This is a genomic window from Streptomyces sp. NBC_00620 (assembly GCF_026341825.1).
In the GTDB taxonomy this organism is placed as follows: domain Bacteria; phylum Actinomycetota; class Actinomycetes; order Streptomycetales; family Streptomycetaceae; genus Streptomyces.
The window spans coordinates 2,261,374-2,279,040 of the sequence record NZ_JAPENY010000001.1; the positions used below are offsets into that span (position 1 = coordinate 2,261,374).

Annotated in this window: 15 protein-coding genes; 3 read left to right on the top strand and 12 right to left on the bottom strand. The window is 69.8% G+C overall.

All coding sequences use genetic code 11. The features are described from left to right. Window positions 1–3 precede the first annotated feature (3 nt). Complete coding sequence (locus OG246_RS10445; protein WP_266459162.1) at window positions 4–597, top strand: GNAT family N-acetyltransferase; 594 nt, start codon at window positions 4–6, stop codon at window positions 595–597. On the opposite strand, the gene OG246_RS10450 is transcribed toward OG246_RS10445, so the two are convergent. The 12 genes from OG246_RS10450 to OG246_RS10505 all read right to left on the bottom strand — a co-directional run bounded on the left by OG246_RS10450 (window position 594) and on the right by OG246_RS10505 (window position 14,251). Next, on the bottom strand, window positions 594–2,138 hold the full coding sequence (locus OG246_RS10450; RefSeq protein WP_266459164.1) for a type IV secretory system conjugative DNA transfer family protein: 1,545 nt from the start codon (window positions 2,136–2,138) through the stop codon (window positions 594–596). The genes OG246_RS10445 and OG246_RS10450 overlap by 4 nt on opposite strands. 15 nt (window positions 2,139–2,153) lie before the next feature. Continuing rightward, window positions 2,154–3,578: an ATP-binding protein gene (locus OG246_RS10455; RefSeq protein ID WP_266459167.1), complete on the bottom strand. Its 1,425-nt coding sequence runs from the start codon at window positions 3,576–3,578 to the stop codon at window positions 2,154–2,156. Window positions 3,579–3,592: 14 nt separating this feature from the next. Next, the gene (locus OG246_RS10460; protein ID WP_266459169.1) at window positions 3,593–5,152 is read right to left on the bottom strand and encodes an SCO6880 family protein; all 1,560 of its coding nucleotides are present in this window, start codon (window positions 5,150–5,152) and stop codon (window positions 3,593–3,595) included. Then, window positions 5,149–6,444 (bottom strand): hypothetical protein, encoded by a 1,296-nt coding sequence (locus tag OG246_RS10465; RefSeq protein ID WP_266459170.1) that lies wholly within the window; start codon window positions 6,442–6,444, stop codon window positions 5,149–5,151. Before OG246_RS10465 ends, OG246_RS10460 begins: the two co-directional genes overlap by 4 nt. After that, on the bottom strand, window positions 6,434–7,288 hold the full coding sequence (locus tag OG246_RS10470; protein WP_266459171.1) for a hypothetical protein: 855 nt from the start codon (window positions 7,286–7,288) through the stop codon (window positions 6,434–6,436). Before OG246_RS10470 ends, OG246_RS10465 begins: the two co-directional genes overlap by 11 nt. A 178-nt stretch (window positions 7,289–7,466) precedes the next feature. After that, window positions 7,467–7,775: a hypothetical protein gene (locus OG246_RS10475; RefSeq protein WP_266459173.1), complete on the bottom strand. Its 309-nt coding sequence runs from the start codon at window positions 7,773–7,775 to the stop codon at window positions 7,467–7,469. Window positions 7,776–8,176: 401 nt separating this feature from the next. Next, window positions 8,177–9,343, bottom strand: coding sequence for a S53 family peptidase (locus tag OG246_RS10480; protein WP_266459175.1), 1,167 nt, complete (start codon window positions 9,341–9,343; stop codon window positions 8,177–8,179). A 434-nt stretch (window positions 9,344–9,777) separates the two neighbouring features. Next, the gene (locus OG246_RS10485; RefSeq protein WP_266464052.1) at window positions 9,778–11,889 is read right to left on the bottom strand and encodes an MMPL family transporter; all 2,112 of its coding nucleotides are present in this window, start codon (window positions 11,887–11,889) and stop codon (window positions 9,778–9,780) included. 186 nt (window positions 11,890–12,075) lie between these two features. Next, on the bottom strand, window positions 12,076–12,951 hold the full coding sequence (bla, locus tag OG246_RS10490) for a class A beta-lactamase (RefSeq protein WP_266464056.1): 876 nt from the start codon (window positions 12,949–12,951) through the stop codon (window positions 12,076–12,078). A 23-nt stretch (window positions 12,952–12,974) separates the two neighbouring features. Next, window positions 12,975–13,211: a DUF397 domain-containing protein gene (locus OG246_RS10495; protein ID WP_266459177.1), complete on the bottom strand. Its 237-nt coding sequence runs from the start codon at window positions 13,209–13,211 to the stop codon at window positions 12,975–12,977. Beyond that, the gene (locus tag OG246_RS10500) at window positions 13,204–13,389 is read right to left on the bottom strand and encodes a DUF397 domain-containing protein (protein ID WP_266459179.1); all 186 of its coding nucleotides are present in this window, start codon (window positions 13,387–13,389) and stop codon (window positions 13,204–13,206) included. Before OG246_RS10500 ends, OG246_RS10495 begins: the two co-directional genes overlap by 8 nt. Window positions 13,390–13,399: 10 nt before the next feature. Continuing rightward, window positions 13,400–14,251, bottom strand: a complete 852-nt coding sequence (locus OG246_RS10505) for a helix-turn-helix transcriptional regulator (RefSeq protein ID WP_266459181.1) — start codon at window positions 14,249–14,251, stop codon at window positions 13,400–13,402. A gap of 201 nt (window positions 14,252–14,452) precedes the next feature. On the opposite strand from OG246_RS10505, the gene OG246_RS10510 reads away from it, so the two are divergent. After that, entirely contained in the window at window positions 14,453–14,914 is a 462-nt protein-coding gene (locus OG246_RS10510; protein ID WP_266459183.1) for an ATP-binding protein, read from the top strand. A gap of 57 nt (window positions 14,915–14,971) precedes the next feature. After that, complete coding sequence (locus OG246_RS10515; protein ID WP_266459184.1) at window positions 14,972–17,623, top strand: LuxR family transcriptional regulator; 2,652 nt, start codon at window positions 14,972–14,974, stop codon at window positions 17,621–17,623. The last annotated feature ends 44 nt before the right edge of the window (window positions 17,624–17,667 follow it).

Genomic DNA, 17,667 nt, shown 5'->3' on the forward strand with positions numbered 1-17,667 from the left:
TCCATGAATCACGTGATCCGTTCCATACGTTCCGACGAGTGGGCCCAGGTGCGGGAGCTGCGGCTCGCCGCGCTGCGGGACCCCGTCGCTCATCTCGCGTTCCTGGAGACGTACGAGGACGCCGCGGCCAGGCCGGACGCGTTCTGGCAGGAGCGGGCGGCCGGAGCCTCCGAGGGAACGGCCGAGCGGCGGCAGTTCGTGGCCGTGGGGCAGGGCGGGGTGTGGGACGGGTCTGTCGCCGTGCTCGTGGAGGAGGCCGGGGAGCGGGACTTCTTCGGGGGCGTGGTCGAGCGGCGCCAGGGGCATCTGGTGGGGGTGTATGTGCGGCCCGAGCATCGGGGGAGTGGGGCCGGGGTGACCCGGGCGTTGTTCGATGCCGCGCTGGAGTGGAGCTGGGGGGTCGGGCTTGAGCGCGTACGGCTGTTCGTGCACGAGAAGAACGGGCGTGCCGAGGCGTTCTATCGGAAGGCGGGGTTTCTGCCGAGCGGGGTGACCGTGCTGTCGTCGGGGGGTTCGGGGGACACGGGAGATTTGGGTGATTCGGGGGAACGGGAGTTGGAGTTCGTGATCGATCGTCCGGTGAAGGGTCCGAGCTAGACCGGGAGTTCGTACTGCGGCCAGCGGGAGCGGGCCTGTTCGTGGGAGCGGAGGAGGGCCAGGGTCGGGAGGCCTCGGGTCGCTCCGGTGGCCAGGAGGTCCGGGAGCTGGGGGAGGGGGGCCACGGCCGCCACGTCGTCCAGGACGAGGGTCAGTGGTGGGTCGAGGCGACCGGAGGATGACCGTTCGGCCATGCGCCGGCCGCGCTCGACCACGCTTGAGGCGAGGGCCGTCAGGAGCGGCATGGCGCCGGGATTCGCTCGGGGGTCCTCGATGGGTTCACCGACCACATAAAGCGTGCCCCCTTCGTTCACGAAGGAATCCAGAGTGAGGGTGTCAGTTCGGTTTGGGGTGCAGGATTCGCGGACGTTGACCGTGAAGAGGGAGGACAGGGCGCGGGCCGCCAGCTCCTGTGCGATGTCCCTGCGTTGGGGGTGCGAGGTGAGGGCCGCCTCCAGTTCGCCCGCCGCGCCGGATGCGGCCTTGGGGTTGGTACGGAGGGCTCGTACTGCGTCTTGTACCTGTGTGCCCTGGGACCAGCGGTGGACGTGGCGGAAGGGCTTGCCCTCCACGGCGGCGGCGTGCAGGTAGCTGCGCAGGAGCGTTTCCGCTACGTCCGCCATGGCCTGGTCCACCTTGGCGGTGGGGCGTACGGGGGCGAGTAGCGCTGCCGCTCTTGCCGCTGCGGTGGGTTTGTCCTCGCAGCCGGTGGAGGGGGACCAGTGGAGGCGGGCCGGGGTGTCGCACAGGTGCGAGGGGTCGTAGAGGAGGACTGGGCCGAGCTTGGCTCTGGCGTCCTTGGTGTCCGACCAGGTTCTGGGGTTCGAGGTGACTACCAGGGCGGGGCCCTCTGCGTCCTGGATGGCCTGGACGGCTTGGGGGTGGCGGTCTTGGGGCTGGCCCAGTCGGATGTTTTCCCGCCCGCCCGCCCGTTCGGCCTGTTCCAGCGGCTGCGCCGCGGCTGTCAGGGGTTGGCTGTGCATCGTCGCCTGCGGGAGCGTCGTGGTTTCGGTGCGAACGTTTTCCCGCCCGCCCGCCCGTTCACCCTCCGATGACAAGCGAGCCGTCTCCGTCAGTGGTTGCTCGTGCGTCGGCGGCTGCGGGGCCGTCGTCGTGTCCGGCGCACCCGTCGTGTCCGGCTCGCCCGCCGGTCTCGGCACCCTCGCCACCGTCTTCGCCTTGAGGTTCGCACCTCGGCTCGCTCGCCACCTTGCCACCGTGCCCAGTACGAACACCGTGAGTACCAGCAGCACCATCAACTGGCCGATGAACAGGCCCCAGAACAGGCCCCACCCCGACAGCTGATCCGCCGGTGTCTCCGGCCACGCCCCGGTCAAGTCGTGTGGCTCACCGATGAGATGGCGCATGGCCAGGGGCGTGTGGGGGAACGTGACCGCGTCCGGCCAGGCGCCCTTGGAGAACAGGCCTGCGAGGCCCGTGGCCGTCCATACCATCAGGGTCATGCCGAGCAGGAAGGCCAGTACCCCGACCAGCAGGCCGTCGGGGACTCCCCGTCCCTCCTGGTGTTCTTCGCGTCTCATCTCACGCCACCGTTCTCACGCCACCGTGGACTCTGACGAACCGTCGAGATCGCCGAGGTGCTGCTCCATGAAGGCCGCCGCGCGCTCCTCCGCCTCCAGTTCCGCGGCGTGCAGCGCGTCGTCGGCGATGAGTTCGGCGGAGGTCTGGGTCATGGCGCGGTCGGTGAAGACGAGGGGGCGTTCGGTTTCCGTGATCAGGTGTTTGACGACCTGGACGTTGCCGTTGACGTCCCAGACCGCGATGCCGGGGGTCAGGGTGGGGATGATCTCCACTGCCCACCGGGGCAGGCCGAGCACCCGCCCGGTCGCCCTCGCCTCGTCCGCCTTCTGGGCGTAGATCGTTCGCGTCGACGCCATCTTCAGGATCGCGGCGGCCTCCTTCGCCGCCGCGCCGTCCACGACGTCGGACAAGTGGTGGACGACCGCGACGAAGGACAGGCCCAGGCGGCGCCCGAACTTCAGCAGGCGCTGGAAGAGCTGCGCCACGAAGGGGCTGTTGATGATGTGCCAGGCCTCCTCGACCAGGAAGATGCGCTTCTTCCGGTCGGGGCGGATCCAGGTGTGCTCCAGCCACACACCCACGATCGCCATCAGGATCGGCATGGCGATGGAGTTCCGGTCGATGTGCGAGAGGTCGAAGACGATCAGGGGTGCGTCGAGATCGATCCCCACCGTTGTCGGGCCGTCGAACATGCCCCGCAGGTCGCCGTCCACGAGCCGGTCGATGACCAGGGCCACGTCCAGACCCCACGCCCGTACGTCGTCTATGGCGACGTTCATCGCCTCGGCCGACTCCGGTTCGGGGTGGCGCAGTTGCTCCACGATGTCGGTCAGGACCGGCTGGCGCTCGACGATCGTCTCGTTCACGTAGGCGTGCGCGACCTTGAGCGCGAAGCCGGAGCGCTCGTCGAGGCCGTGGCCGAGCGCGACCTCGATGATCGTCCGGAGCAGCGCGAGCTGCCCGGTCGTCGTGATCGCCGGGTCGAGCGGGTTGAGCCGGATGCCCATGTCCAGGGCGGCGGTGGGGTCCAGGCGGATGGGGGTTATTCCCAGCTCCTGGGCGATGAGGTTCCACTCGCCGACGCCGTCCTCACCCTGCGCGTCGAGGACGACGACCTGGCGGTCGCGGAACCTCAACTGCCGTAGGACGTATGTCTTCTCAAGGGCCGACTTGCCGTTGCCCGACTCGCCGAGGACCAGCCAGTGCGGCGCCGGGAGCTGCTGCCCGTACAGCTGGAAGGGGTCGTAGATGTACCCCTTCCCGGAGTACACCTCGCGGCCGATGATGACGCCGGAGTCGCCGAGGCCGGGCGCGGCGGTCGGCAGATAGACCGCCTGGGCCTGGCCGGTGGACGTGCGGACCGGGAGCCGGGTCGTCTCGATCTTGCCGAAGAGGAAGGACGTGAAGGCGTCGGTCGCCGTGGACAGCGGATCCCGCATCAGAACATCAGCCCCTACCTGCGGATTCCGGTGGCGAACGGCAGTGTGTTGACGAAGGCGCGGTGGTGCTCGCGGTCGCACCACTCCAGCTTCAGATACGACTTGCCGGCCGAGGCGCGGATCGTCCGCTTGTCGCGGGCGAGGGCCTCGGGGGAGCGGGAGCTGACCGTGATGTAGCCGACGAGGTTCACGCCCGCCGCGCCGCTCGCGAGGTCCTCGCCGCGCTGGTCCATACGTCCGTGGGCGGCGACGTCGCGCGGGTCCACGGTCCGGTTCATCTTGGCGGCGCGGCTGGCCTCGGCGTCGTCGTTCGTCTTCTCGGTCAGCATCCGCTCGATGGCGATCTCGGTGGGTTCGAGGTCCATCGTGACGGCCACGGTCCGGATGACGTCCGGGGTGTGGACGAGCAGCGGGGCAAGGAAGTTGACGCCCACCGGTGTCATCGGCCACTCCTTCACCCAGGCCGTGGAGTGGCACCAGGGCGCGCGGGTGGAGGACTCGCGGGTCTTCGCCTGGAGGTAGGTGGGCTCCATGGCGTCGAGCTCGGCGGGCCAGGCGTTGCGCTTGGTCATCGCCTGGATGTGGTCGATGGGGTGGTCCGGGTCGTACATGGAGTGGACGAGGGAGGAGAGCCGGCCCTGGCCCAGCGGCTGCCGTACGCGGATGTCGGCTTCCTGCAGCCGCGAGCAGATGTCGGTCAGCTCTCGCGCCATGACGACGGCCAGGCCGGCGTCGCGGTCCAGCTTCCGGCCGCCGTGCGGGCGGGCCGCGCGGGCCATCGCCTGTGCCTCGGCGGCGAGTTCGCGGTTGAAGTGCATGCACGCGACGAGGTACGCGCGGTGCTGCTCGCTGCTCGTGGACACCATGGACGCGAGTTGGTCGTACGACTGCTGCAGCCAGCCGGGGGCGCGCTCGTCGCCGCGTACGGAGACGTCCTTGGCGTGCGCGTCCGGGTCGGCGGGGAGGGTGCGGGCGAGCATCTGGATGCGGGTGACGAAGCCGTCGCCGTTCGCGACGTGCTTGAGGAGCGTGCCGAAGCGGTCGACGAGGGCCTCTTGGTCCTCGGAGTCGCGCAGGCCGACGCCCGGGCCCTCGATCTCGATCGCCGCGGTGACCGTGCGGCGGTCGGCGTGCAGGAGTACGGCGATCTCGTCGGGGCCGAAGGGCGCCGCGAGCCAGTTGATCCGTCCGATGCCCGGGGGCGGCCCGATCTCGACCTCACGCCCGTCGGCGCTCGTGCCGGCCTCCATGACACTGCTGCGGTACGCCGTTCCGCGGCGCAGGCTCCGCTTGTAACTGCGGTTGATTTCGAACCACTTGTAGAACGTGCGGCGCTTGTAGGGGACGTACACCGCCGCGAGGGCGACCAGCGGGAAGCCCATAAGGAGCACGATCCGCAGGGACAGCACCGGGACGAGCAGGCCGCACATCATGCCCAGGAACGCGCCCGCGATGATCAGCGCGATCTCGCCGGACTCGCGGTTCCGGCCGACGATCGCGTTGGGCCGGGCGCGGCCGATCAGATATGTACGGCGGGGCGTGACCACGTGGGACACGTGGGACTCGGTCGTCAACGCCCGTCACCTCCTGTGCGTTTGTTGCGGGCGTGCGGGGTACTCGTCGGGTTCGCACGGGGTGCGGGCGCGGCGGAGGGGACGGATCCGCCGCCTCCGTTCGACGTACGGCTGCTGTGTGCGGCCACGCCGCCGGAGACGGGGTTGGAGGGGCGGGACTGGCCGCCTCCACCGCCCCCGCCGCCGTTGTCGGCGCGGGTGCTGTGGGTCTTGATGCCCTGCGCGACCAGGGTCGCCGGGGAGCTCATCACGGCTGCCGCCTTGCCCTCGGCGCCCTGCATGATGCGGTTGTTGCGGGAGTTGGCGATCTCGTCGCCGAAGCCCGGTACGAAGCGGTAGATCATCGCGCTCGCGAAGATGGCGAGCAGGATGATGGCGAGGCCGGAGACGACGGCGGAGAACGCGTCCGGGCCGTCCGCGGAGGACAGGGCGCCGGCCAGGCCCAGCACGATGACGATCACCGGTTTGACCAGGATCACCGCGATCATGATGCCCGCCCAGCGGCGGACGTGGCCCCACAGGTTCTTGTCGACCAGGCCCGCGTACACGACGGTGCCGAGCAGGGCGCCCACGTAGAGAAGCGCGGCTCTGATGACGAGCTCCAGCCAGAGCACTCCGGCCGCCAGGATCGACACCATCGACACGACGATCAGCATGATCGGGCCGCCGCCGATGTCCTCGCCCTTGGCCAGGGCGCCGGAGAAGTTCCCGAAGAACGTGTCCGTCTGGTTGCCCGTCGTCGCCGACAGGACCTCCGTGACGCCGTCCGTCGCCGACACGACCGTGTACAGGATCAGCGGGGTGAACGCCGACGCCAGCACCGTCAGCCACAGGAACCCGACGGCCTCCCCGAGCGCGGTGGTGAGCGGGACGCCCCGCACCGCCCTCTTCGCCACGGCCAGCAGCCACAGCACCAGCGTCAGGATCGTCGACGCCGCGAAGACCACCGCGTACTGCTGGAGGAACTTCGGGTTCGTGAAGTCGACGTTCGCGGTGTCCTTGACGGCCGCGCTGAGCTTGTCGATGGTCCAGGAGGCGGCGTCGGCGCAGCCCTGGGCGAGGGAGGAGAGGGGGTCGAGGGTGTCGGTTACGGGGTTGCTGGGTGTACCGGTGCTGCCGCTGCCGTCTTCGCAGTAGTCCTTGGCGGGGCCCTTGATGAGACTGCAAGGGTCACTGCTCGGGGTCGGTGTCGGTGTGGGTGCGGCGACAGCCCGGGTGGCCAGCAGCAACACCGTGGCCTGTACGGCGCCGACAGCGGCGGTCAGTTTGAGTACGCGATGGTTAGCGGGCATACGTGAACCCTCCGTACTCCTCGACAGCCTTCGCGATGTCATCGGCGCTGGAGGCCCGGTCGTCGCCCGGTACGGGCGCGGGGCCTTCCTTCTGAGAGTGCGTCACGATCTTCCAGTCGCCTGCGGTCCACTCCAGCTGCGCGGTGATGGTGAACCAGGTACTGGTGACGGGATTGGTGGAGTTGTCGCCCGCGAGTCCGAGGAGACCGCTGCACCAGACCTCGACGGTCGCCGCGTCGGCCGAGGACTCGGTCACCTTGGTACCGATCGGGCTTGTACGCGAGACGAACGTGTAGCCCTGGGGGGTCGAGCCGTCCGCGTTCAGCCCGACGTTCTGGTTGAACTGCGGGGTGTACGCCTGGTCCAGAGACGCCTCGAACTCGGCGACCTTGGACGGGGTGATGACGGCCGACAGGATCTGGTCCCGCCTGGTCTTGTTGAACATGTCCGCCGAGCCCAGCGCCACCGCGTAGTTCGCCGCGGCGGACTCCGCTCCTACCGGACTGTGCGCAAACCCCGAAGGAATCCCCGAGTCCTTCGATCCCACCGGCCGCTCCCCCGAAGCCGCCGTAGGCGAAGTCCCCGCATTGTCGGAGCCCCCTCCCCCGGAGGACGACGAATCGTCGCCCCCGCGGTTCGCGAAGGCGATCGCGGCGATCAGCAGGACCACCACACCGACGACCGTGACCAGGCTCCGCGAGGAGGACCGCCCGCGGCGGGCACCGCCGTACACGTCGCTGCCACCACCGCCGGGGAGGCGGGTGCGGGTCTGGCCGGAGCCGCCGTACCCACCGTCCTCGCCGCGCGAGCTGTCGCCGTAGCCGGGTTCGTCACCGAGACTCATGCCGCGTACGCCCCCTCAACCTCTCGCCGGACCGCGTAGTACGACGGTAGCCGTGCTGCTTCCCGCGCGGGCGCGGTGTGGTGACTCGACATCAGGGAAACGCAACCTCAGCCGGTGGGCACGACGGATGGGTGGGTCGGAGGGGGAGGAGAGAGGATCCGGGCGCACCCGGCCCGGCCTAGACGGCCATGCCGTACACGATGGTGAACAGCGTGCCGAGGGATCCGATGATGAAGACGCCGGTGAGGCCCGCGATGATGAGGCCCTTGCCCTGCTCGGCGCTGAAGGTGTCCCGGAGGGCCGTCGCGCCGATGCGCTGCTTGGCCGCACCCCAGATAGCGATCCCGAGGCAGAGCATGATGGCGACCGCCATCACAACCTGGACCATCGTCTTGGCTTCGTTGCCCAGGCTGCCGAAGGGACCCCAGTCCGGAGCGATCCCGCCGATGATTGTGGTGATGTCGCCCTTTTCGGCTGCGAAAAGCATGTAAGTCACCGCCCCTAGTGGGTAGTTCCGCACCCTCTGCCCTGTGCGCAGAGGTCGAGCCCATTCTCGCCGACGATGACGCTGTCGGATGTCGACTTGGGCGTCATTGATTGGCGGGTTTGGTATGCAAAGGATCGTATGGTCACTCTGTGTATCACGGCTGGTTACGCCGAGCAATGAAGTCGGTGCGGAACCTGTCGTGTGGTTCCGTCGTTAACCCCTCTTCATGGAACTGCGGACGGTCGCGCGTACGCGGGGTGTGGCCGAGTGACCGTCAGTCCGAAGGCTATCCCGGGTCGTTGTGGGACAGGGAAACGGGCCGCGGCTGGTAGCCGCGGCCCGTTCTCATGTGCCGCCGGTGGTCCCCACTGCTTCCGTCGGCGGCCCCCGTTGCCCGGAGGTCAGCCCGTGAAGGCCGCGACTCCCTCCGGGGTTCCATAGCCGGTCGGGCCGTCGTAGCCCGACTTGGCGGTGCAGAGGTACGTCGATCCGCAGCTGCCGTTGGTGCCGCTGGTCACGTCGTTGAGGGCCGAGGTACCGGCCGCCGTGTACGGGAACTTGGCCGGGTAGGAGCCGGAGGACGGGGTGCCGGCGAGGGCGTAGACGCCCGCGATGATCGGAGCGGAGGCGCTCGTACCACCGAAGGTGTACCAGCCGGCCGTGACGCCGTAGGAGTCGTAGACCGAGACGCCGGTCGCCGGGTCGGCGACGGCCGAGACGTCGGCGATGGTGCGCTTCGTGCAGCCCGTGTCGGTCTGCCAGGCCGGCTTGGTGTCGTACGAGGAGCAGCCGGAGCCGGTCCCCTCGGTGCTGCTGGTCTCCCACACGCTCTCGCTCCAGCCGCGGCTGGAGGAGTCGGCGGAGAGGGCGGTGCCGCCGACGGAGGTCACGTACTGGGAGGCCGCCGGGTACTCGGCGCCGTAGCCCGCGTCGCCCGCGCTGACGGTGATGGCGACGCCCGTGTGCTTGAAGTACGAGGTGTCGTACGTCGCGTCGGAGGAGGACTCGGAGCCGCCGTAGCTGTTGGAGACGTACTTCGCGCCCAGGGTGACGGCCTCGTTCACGGCCGTGCCGAGGTTGGCCATGGTGGCGGACTTGGCCTCGACGAGCAGGATGCTGCAGTTCGGGCAGACGGCGCTGGCCATGTCCAGGTCGAGGGAGATCTCCTCGGACCAGCCGGAGTCGCTGGTGGGGAGGGAGGTCGTGGAGCCCGTCTGACTGACCTTCTTGAAGCAGCCGTTGGCGGTGGTGCAGGCCGAGAGTCCGTAGTACGTACGGTACTTGGCGAGGTCCGCCTCGGCGTTCGGGTCGTTGTACGCGTCGACGATCGCGATGGTCTCGCCCGAGCCGTTGGAGGCGGCGGCGGAGGTCAGGCCGTAGGCGTCCTGGAGGTCGCTGGGCCCGTAGCCGGAGGGGGTCGACGCGTCGGCCGCGTTGGGGGTGACGGCGTCCGTGCGGGCCTGGGCCTGCTGCTCCTTCTGGAACGCGGTCGTGCCGCCGGTGACGCGGAGTGCCTTGCAGGCCATCTGGCCCTTGGTGGGGGTGGCGCAGGCTCGGGTCCAAGTCACTTGGGGGGAGGCTGACTTGGCTGGAGTGGCGCCTGCGGGGGCGGCGGTGCCGAGGCCGGCTATGACCAGTGCGGCGGTGCCGAGAGCGGCTGCGCCTATGCGGCGCCATCTGCCACGCGTGACAGATATTTGGGGGGATTCGATACGCAACGTACAGCTCCTGAGAGTGGTTGACAGGGGCAGTGCGGGTGCCGTGCGCCGCCGGTCCGGTGTCCCCGGCGGTGGGCTTGATCGGCCCGCGGATGACCATCCCTTGTTGAGTACGCGACAACAAGGGACTTCTGGAATCCTGACTTCCGCCTTACTGAACAAAGGCCGTGCGCTTACCGCTCAATGGCGCCTCGATGGCCGGAAGCTGACGGCGGCTTGACTCCGCTCACAGGAAAGTCACCGGGGCCGCATCAGCGGCACACCGGTGACTTATGGATACGAGCTCAGGCTGCCTTCTCGCCCTCCGTGTCCACATGGGGGAGGAGACGGTCGAGCCAGCGGGGGGTCCACCAGGCGTGGTGGCCGAGCAGGGTCATGACTGCCGGTACCAGCAGCAGGCGTACGACGGTCGCGTCGATGAGCACGCTCACCGCGAGCCCAAGTCCCAGCATCTTGACGACCACGTTGTCGCTGACGATGAACGCGGCGAAGACGCTGACCATGATCAGGGCCGCGCAGGTGATCACGCGGGCGGTGATCTCCAGGGCGTGCGCGACGCTCGCCTTCGCGTCGCCGGTGCGGATCCAGGCCTCGTGGACGCGGGAGAGCAGGAAGATCTCGTAGTCCATGCTCAGTCCGAAGATGATCGCGAACATCATCATCGGCACATAGCTCTCGATCGGCACCTTGCCCTCGACGCCCAACGCGGGCCCGCCCCAGCCCCATTGGAAGACGGCGACGACGACGCCGTACGACGCGGCGATGGAGAGCACGTTGAGGACGGCCGCCTTCAGGGCGACAAGGAGGCCCCGGAAGACGATGAGGATGATCAGGAAGGCTAGGGCTACGACGACCCCGATGATCAGGGGGAGGCGGCTCGCGACGATGTCGCGGAAGTCGACCTGGGCGGCGGTCGTGCCGGTCACATAGCCGTCGGCTTTGGTCCCGGAGACGGCCTGCGGCAGGGTCTCGTCGACCAGGCGGTTGGTGAGGTCGGTGGTCGTGGCGCTCTGCGGGGCTTCCTTCGAGTAGACCGTGCCGACGAGTACGTCTCCGTCCTGCGTCGGGGTGAGCGGGGTGACGGTGGCCGCGCCCGCTACGCCGTTGAGTTCCTTCTGCGCCTGGGAGGAGAGGGCGGAGCGCTGGTCGGAGGGCACGTCGGTCTGGTCGATGACGACCGTCAGCGGACCGTTCGAGCCGGGGCCGAAGGCCGTCGCCATGATGTCGTAGGCCCGGCGGTCCGTGAACGACTTCGGGTCCGCGCCGTCCCCGATGTGGCCGAGCTGGATGGACAGCACGGGGATCGCCAGCACGAGTACGACGACGACTCCGCCGGTCAGGAACCACCACGGGCGTCGCTCCACACGCTGCGCATAGCGGTGCCAGGTGCCGTGCGCCGGGGCTCCGGGCTCCGCGTCCGTCTCGGCGACCGGGCGGCGTACGTGGTAGCGGTCGATGCGTTTGCCGATGAGGCCGAGGATCGCCGGTACGAGGGTGAGGGCGCCCAGGACCGCGGAGACCACCGTGACGGCGGCGGCCACGCCCAGCAAGCCGATGAACGAGACGCCGGAGACCGACAGACCGGCCAGGGCGATGATCACCGTGCAGCCGGAGACCAGCACGGCCCGGCCGCTGGTGGCGGTGGCGCGGCCCGCCGCCTGGACCGGATCGGCGCCGTCCATGAGGTTCTGCCGGTGCCTGGTGATCAGGAACAGCGCGTAGTCGATGCCGACGCCGAGCCCGATCATCGTGGCCAGGGTCGGCGAGACGGTGGCGAAGGTGAACGCGGACGCCAGCAGTCCCAGGCAGGCCAGCCCTCCGATCACGCTGATCAGCGCGGAGAGGAGCGGAATACCCGCGGCGATCACGCTCCCGAACCCGACGAGCAGCACCACGATCGCCACCGCGAACCCGATCAGCTCGCTGACCCGGTCGTCCGCCTCGGGCCTCGCCAGCTCGCCCAGCGGTCCGCCGTACTCGACGTCGACACCGGCCGCGCGCAGGGGCTGCACCGAGGTGTCCACGCCGGTGAGGTAGTCGTCGCCGAGGGTGGAGGGCTGTACGTCGAAGCGGACGGTGATGTACGCGGTCTTGGCGTCGGAGGTGATGGGGCCGACGTTCGGCTGTGAGGAGGACTGGCTCGACTGTCCCGAGGAGGACTGCAACGGGTTCTGTACGGCCAGGACGTGTGGCAGTTTCTGCAGGTCGCCGACCGTCTGTGACATCTGCGAGTCCACGTCGGTCAGCGGCTTCGACTTGTCCTGGAGCACGATCTGGCTGCTGTAGCCGCCGGCCGCCGGATCGTGCTCCTTGAGGACGTCCAGGCCCTGCTGGGACTGCACTCCCGACAGGGAGAAGTTGTCCTCGTACTCCCCGCCGAACGAACGGTTGAGCATCTGCAGGGCGACGAGGGCGGCCAGCCACAGCACGATGACGATCACGAAGTGCCGCGCACACCATTCACCCAGCCGACGCAGTCGCACGGGTCGCTCCCAGCGCTCCAGGCGGAACGTTCAGTCACGACCATTAGACGTCGCGCTGATCACGGTGTCCTGTTGAGGCGCCCGCCCCCGCCGCTCGGGTCAGCTCACCGCTTCCGCCAGAACCGTGGCCGTCTTCGCGACCAGCGGGCTGTCCGCGCCGGCCGCCGGGTCGGGCTTGGTGGTCAGGACGGCCACGACGACGGGGGTGCCGTCCGGTGTCCAGGCGATGCCCACGTCGTTGGCCGTCCCGTACTGGCCCGTGCCCGTCTTGTCGCCGACCGTCCAGTCCTGCGGCAGGCCCTTGCGCAGGCGTTCACCGCCGGTCGTGTTGCCGAGGAGCCAGGCCGTCAGGCGGGTCCGGTCCTCGTCGTTCAGGGCGTTGCCGAGTACCAGCCGTGCGTACGTCCGGGCGATGGCGCCCGGGGTGGTCGTGTCCTCCGACCGGCCCGGCTCCGCCGAGTTCAACTCCGGTTCCCAGCGGTCCAGTCGGGTCGTCCGATCCCCGAGCGAGCGGCAGAACCGGGTCACTGCGGTGGGGCCGCCGAGCTCGCGGAGCAGGAGGTTGGCGGCGGCGTTGTCGCTGAAGCGGATCGCGGCGTCGGACAGTTGCTCGACGGTCAGGCCGGCCGCCACGTTCTCCGGCTTGACGGTCACCGCTCCACCGCCGGCCGCCTCCACGAACTCGGCCGTGTAGTGGATCCGCCTGGCGAGCGTCTCGCCGTGGTCGTCGAGGTCCCGCAGCACGGCCGCGACCGCGAGCGTCTTGAACACCGAACACATCGGGAAGAGCTCCGACGCCCGGTACCGCACGGTCGCCTTTGTCCCCAGGTTGTGGGCGAACGCTCCGACTCTGGCGCCGTGTTGTTCCTCGAGTTCCCGCAGGCGGGTGTGTGTGGTGTTCCGGGTACGGGGGGTTGCTGATGCCGGTCCGGCTGTGAGCGCGAGTGCGGCTGTTGCCGTTGCCGTGGTGAGCAGGGTTCGGCGTGTTGTTGTCGTGCCTAAGATTTTTCGTCCTCCAGTCCCTCTACGAAGTGGTCGAACTCGCCTGCCTGTACGCCCAGTACGAACGCGTCCCACTTCTTCTGGGTTGTAGTGACGATGTTCGTGGGGTTGCCGGTTTCGCGGATGTAGACCAAGTCGTTTTCGCCGAAGGCGAGTTCGATCCAGGGGCCTGGGCCGGTTGCGTCGTCCGGGGCGGCTCGGACCCAGTCGAGGTTCGGGGGGATGTCAGCCACGGTTCGGGTCCTTCTTGAGGGTTTGGAGGAGGGTGCGGAAGGTGGCGGGGGTGGCGGTGAGTATCGCTGCGGTGGGGTCGCTGCTTTCGGTGAGATGGATCGAGCCGGTTCCGGTGACATGTATGCAGGAGTCACCTTCGGAGCAGTACGAGGACTTCTGCCAGGGGTACGGGGTCAAGGGAGCTTCCTCACAGGTCGTGGATGACGTTGCTGATGAGGTCCCGGGTCTTGTCGGGGTCGAGAGCGACGGCCTCGACCCGTTCGAAGAGGATCCGGTACTTGTGCAGCTGAGCTTCGGCGTCCAGGAAGGTGAGGCCGTGGGACTGGTCGAGGTGCACCGTGTCGAGTTCCGGGACGGGGCCGTGCGCGTAGTAGATCGACTGGCCGGACCCGGGGTAGGCGCCGACGTCGAAGGTGATGGCGCGGAGGGTGATGTGCTCGCGCTCGCTCATCCCGAGAAGGTGCTGAAGCTGCTGCCGGGCCACCGGTGAGCCACCGACCTTCATCCGTAGCGCCGCTTCGTGGATGATCGCTTCGTACGGCGTGGGGTCTTCCCTGAACAGCACGGCCTGGCGCTTGATGCGGAACGAGAGGCGGTGCTCCACCTCGGGCGGCGGGAGTTCGGTGACGCCCTGGCGGAAGATCTCGCGGGCGTAGTCCACGGTTTGGAGCAGTCCAGGGATCCGTGCCGTGATGGTCGTGCGCAACGACTGGGCGTTGTGCTCCAGTTCGGCGAGGTCCAGCAAGGAGCTGGGCAGGATCTCGCGGTACTCCTCCCACCAGCCGCGCTTCCGGTCGGCAACCATCCCGGCGACGGCTTCTACCAGGGCTTTGTCCGAGCACTCGTACTGGCAGGCCAGGGCGCGTACCCGCTCCGCGCTTACCCCGATCCGCCCGGACTCCATGTTGCTGACCTGCGCTTGTCTCATTCCGAGCAGCTCAGCGGCCCCTGTCGAGGTAAGCCCTGCCCGCTCGCGCAACTTGCGCAGCTCGGCTCCGAGCCGCAGTTGACGTCCCGTCGGGTTGGTCCTCACGGCCATGCTCCTCGTTCCTCCGTGCAAGGGGTCACCCACACGGATGGATGTGCTTAGTATTCTCGGGAATTGAGTGAAGAATATAACTGCTGGCGCTACTTTTGAGATCAGGCGCCTCGCCCAGAAGCACCCCGCTCGACGGAGCGACCGCGGTCACTGGGCACCGTAGCGAAACCACTCAACTCCCCTCCGTGATCGGAGATTTCGATGGCAACCGTATCCCCCACCTGGTCCTACACCCTTCAACTCCCCCACGATCCCCGCGCCCCCGGCATCGCCCGAGCCACCCTCCGAACCATCCTCGCCGCCCACGACCTCACCGAACTCGCCCCCACCGCAGAGCTGTTGGCCTCCGAGCTGCTGACCAACGCCCATCTGCACACCCGGGGCCCGTACGCTCTGCGCCTCCTCGCCGCCGACCCCGACCGGGTCCGTATCGCCGTCTGGGACACCGATCCGACCGTCCCGCCGGGCTTCTCGGAGAGGGGCGCCCCCGTCCTCGTACCCCCGGAAGACGCCGAACACGGGCGCGGCCTGCACCTCGTACGGGCCTGCGCGGACGCGTGGGGCGTGTCCGTGCTTCGGGAGCTGGGGGCTTCGAAGGGCGGGAAGCTGCTGTGGGCGGACCTCAACGATGGCCCGAAACCCAGCCCCAAGGATGGGCCGTGAGCTGATGGGATGGTGCCCAGCGGCATATGACGGGCTGCCGGGGACGGGGGAGCCGGAGTGCGGGAATGGGCGGGGCGTTGGCCGTTGGTGGGGCGTGAGGCGGAGTTGGAGTACTTCGCCGCGGCGTTGGCGGACCGGGGGTGTCGCGGGTTCGTGGTGGGCGGGGCAGCGGGCGTGGGCAAGTCCCGGCTGGCCGAGGAGTGTCTCGACCGGGCCGCGGCGGCGGGGTTCCGGGTGGGGCGGGCCACCGCGAGCGTCGCGGCCGGCGCGGTGCCGTTGGGGGCGATCGCGCATCTGCTGCCGGTCGGGGTGGATCTGTCCGACCCGGTCGCCGGATTCGACGCTGTCGCCCAGGAGTTGACCGCCGGGCCGGGGCGGCAGTGGGTGCTGATGGTCGACGACATGCATCTGCTGGACGCCGCCTCGGCCGTACTGCTGCGGCAGTTGATGGACACCGGCGCGCTCCTGCTGATCGGCACCGTGCGCAGCGGGGAGCCCTACGGGGAGGCCGTCGCCGCGCTGCGCGGCGGGGACGCGGTGTACCGGGTCGACCTGACCGTGCTGGGCCCGGAGCAGATCGAGGCGCTGCTGCAGGCCGCGCTCGGGAGACCGGTCGCCCGAAGACCCCTGCACAAGCTGTCGGCCGCGAGCGGCGGCAACGTGCTCTACCTGCGCGAACTGGTCCTCGGCGCCCTGACCGCCGGAAATCTGACCGAGGACGGCGAGATCTGGCATCTGGTCGAGGACCGGCTGCCGGGCACCGCGCGGCTCACCGAAATGATCTCGACGCGGCTGGCCACCGCCGACTCCGCCGGACGCCCCGTCCTGGAGTTGCTGGCGCTGTGCGAGCCGCTGTCCCTCACATACGTCGAAGCGCTCGCCCCGCCGCAGGTGACGGCGGCCCTGGAACAGGCCGGGCTGATACGGGTCACCCAGGACGGGCGGCGCACCGCCGTCTCCCTGGCCCATCCCCTGTACGGCGAGGTGCTGCGCGCCGGTCTGCCGGTCCTGCGCCGCCGGGTTCTGCTCCTCGACCAGGCCGAGCGCGTCGAGGCCCGCGGAGCCCGCCGCCGCGCCGACCTGCTGCACATCGCCAGCTGGCGGCTGGCCGCCACCGGCACCGCCGACCCGGCACTCCTCGCCCAGGCCGCCGTACTGGCACGCCACGCCCACGACTTACCCCAGACCGTCGCCCTCCTGGAGGCCCTGCCCGAGAAGTACCGGACCACCGCGACCGACCTGAGGCTCGGCGAGGCCCTGTTCGAGTTGGGCCGCTGGCACCGGGCCGAGGCGACGCTCGCCCGTGCCGACGCCTTTGCCGTCGACGAGCAGGACAAGCTCGCGGTCGCCCTGGTCCGGACGACGAACCTGCTGTGGAGCAACGCCCCCGTCGCCGAGGCGCTCGCGGTCAACGACGCCGCCCGCGAACAGGTCAGCAGCCCCGCCGATCGCCGCAAGCTCACGGTCAACGAGGGTTTCCTGCGGATCGTCGGCGGCCGGCCGGCCGAGGGCCTGGCCCTGTTGGCGGATCTGGAGACCGAGGTCGGTGACGCGCCCGACGTCAACGCCTGGCTGCGCGGAGCCTGGATGAAGCCCGCCGCGCTGGCCCTGGTGGGCCGTACCGCCGAGGCCACGACCTGGGCGCGGCGCGCCCACGACGCGCACCGGCGGGTCCAGGAACGGGCCCTGGCCTCCCATCCCGCCTTCCAGCGCGTCCCGCTCGTCCTCGCCCTCACCGAGGCCGGCCTCCCGGCGGCCGAAGCCTGCCGGGAGGGCGAGCGCGCCTACGCCGAACTCACCGCCGCGGGTTCCCCCGTACGGATCTGGCTGGCCGTCCTCCTGGGCCGTACGCACTGGTTGGCCGGCCACCCCGCCACCGCCCGCCGCTGGTGGGCCGAGGCCGCCACCGTGTCCCGCGGTATCGACCACGCCATGGCCCTGCGCCTGGTGCTCGGCGGTCTCGCCGCCTGCGCGGCCGTACTGGGAGACCTGGACGCGGCCGAGGCGACGCTGGCCGAGCACCGCGCCCTGCCGCCGGCGGAACCGGGGTTGCTGTCCGCCGGGGAGGAACGCCTGGGCGAGGCATGGCTGTTGGCCGCCCGCGGACAGCTGGGGCGGGCCCGGTCCGTGCTCACCGCTGCCGCCACCACCGCCCGCGCCAGTGGTCATGTCACCGGCGAGGCACTGCTGTTGACCGACGTCGCCCGGCTCGGCGGGGCCAAGGAGGTCACCGGCCGACTGACCGCGATCGCCCAGGCCTGTGACGGCGAACTCGCCCCCGCGCGAGCCCAGTTGGCGAGGGCGCTGGCCGCCGACGACCCCGACCAGCTCCTTCTGGCCGCCGACGCCTGCCGGGCCATCGGCGCGGACCTGCTCGACGCCGAGGCGGCCACCGCCGCCGCGGCCGCCTGGCGCAGGGCTGCCCGGCCCCGCCGCGCCGCCGCGGCCACCCAGCGGGCCGCCATGGCCCGGGCCCGCTGCGAAGGCGCCCGCACACCGTTGCTGACCACCGCCCAGGCCACGGCCGCGCTCACCGCCCGGGAACGAGAGATCGCCCTGCTCGCCGCCGTCGGCACCGCCAGCAAGGACATCGCCCAGGTCCTGGCCCTGTCGGTGCGCACCGTCGACAACCACCTCCAGCACGCCTACGCCAAACTCGGCGTCACCACCCGGCACCAACTCGCGCAGGCGCTCGGGGTAGTTGAGTAGCAGTTACTCATCCCCTGTCACGGCTGCGCGGGCACGCTTTCCCA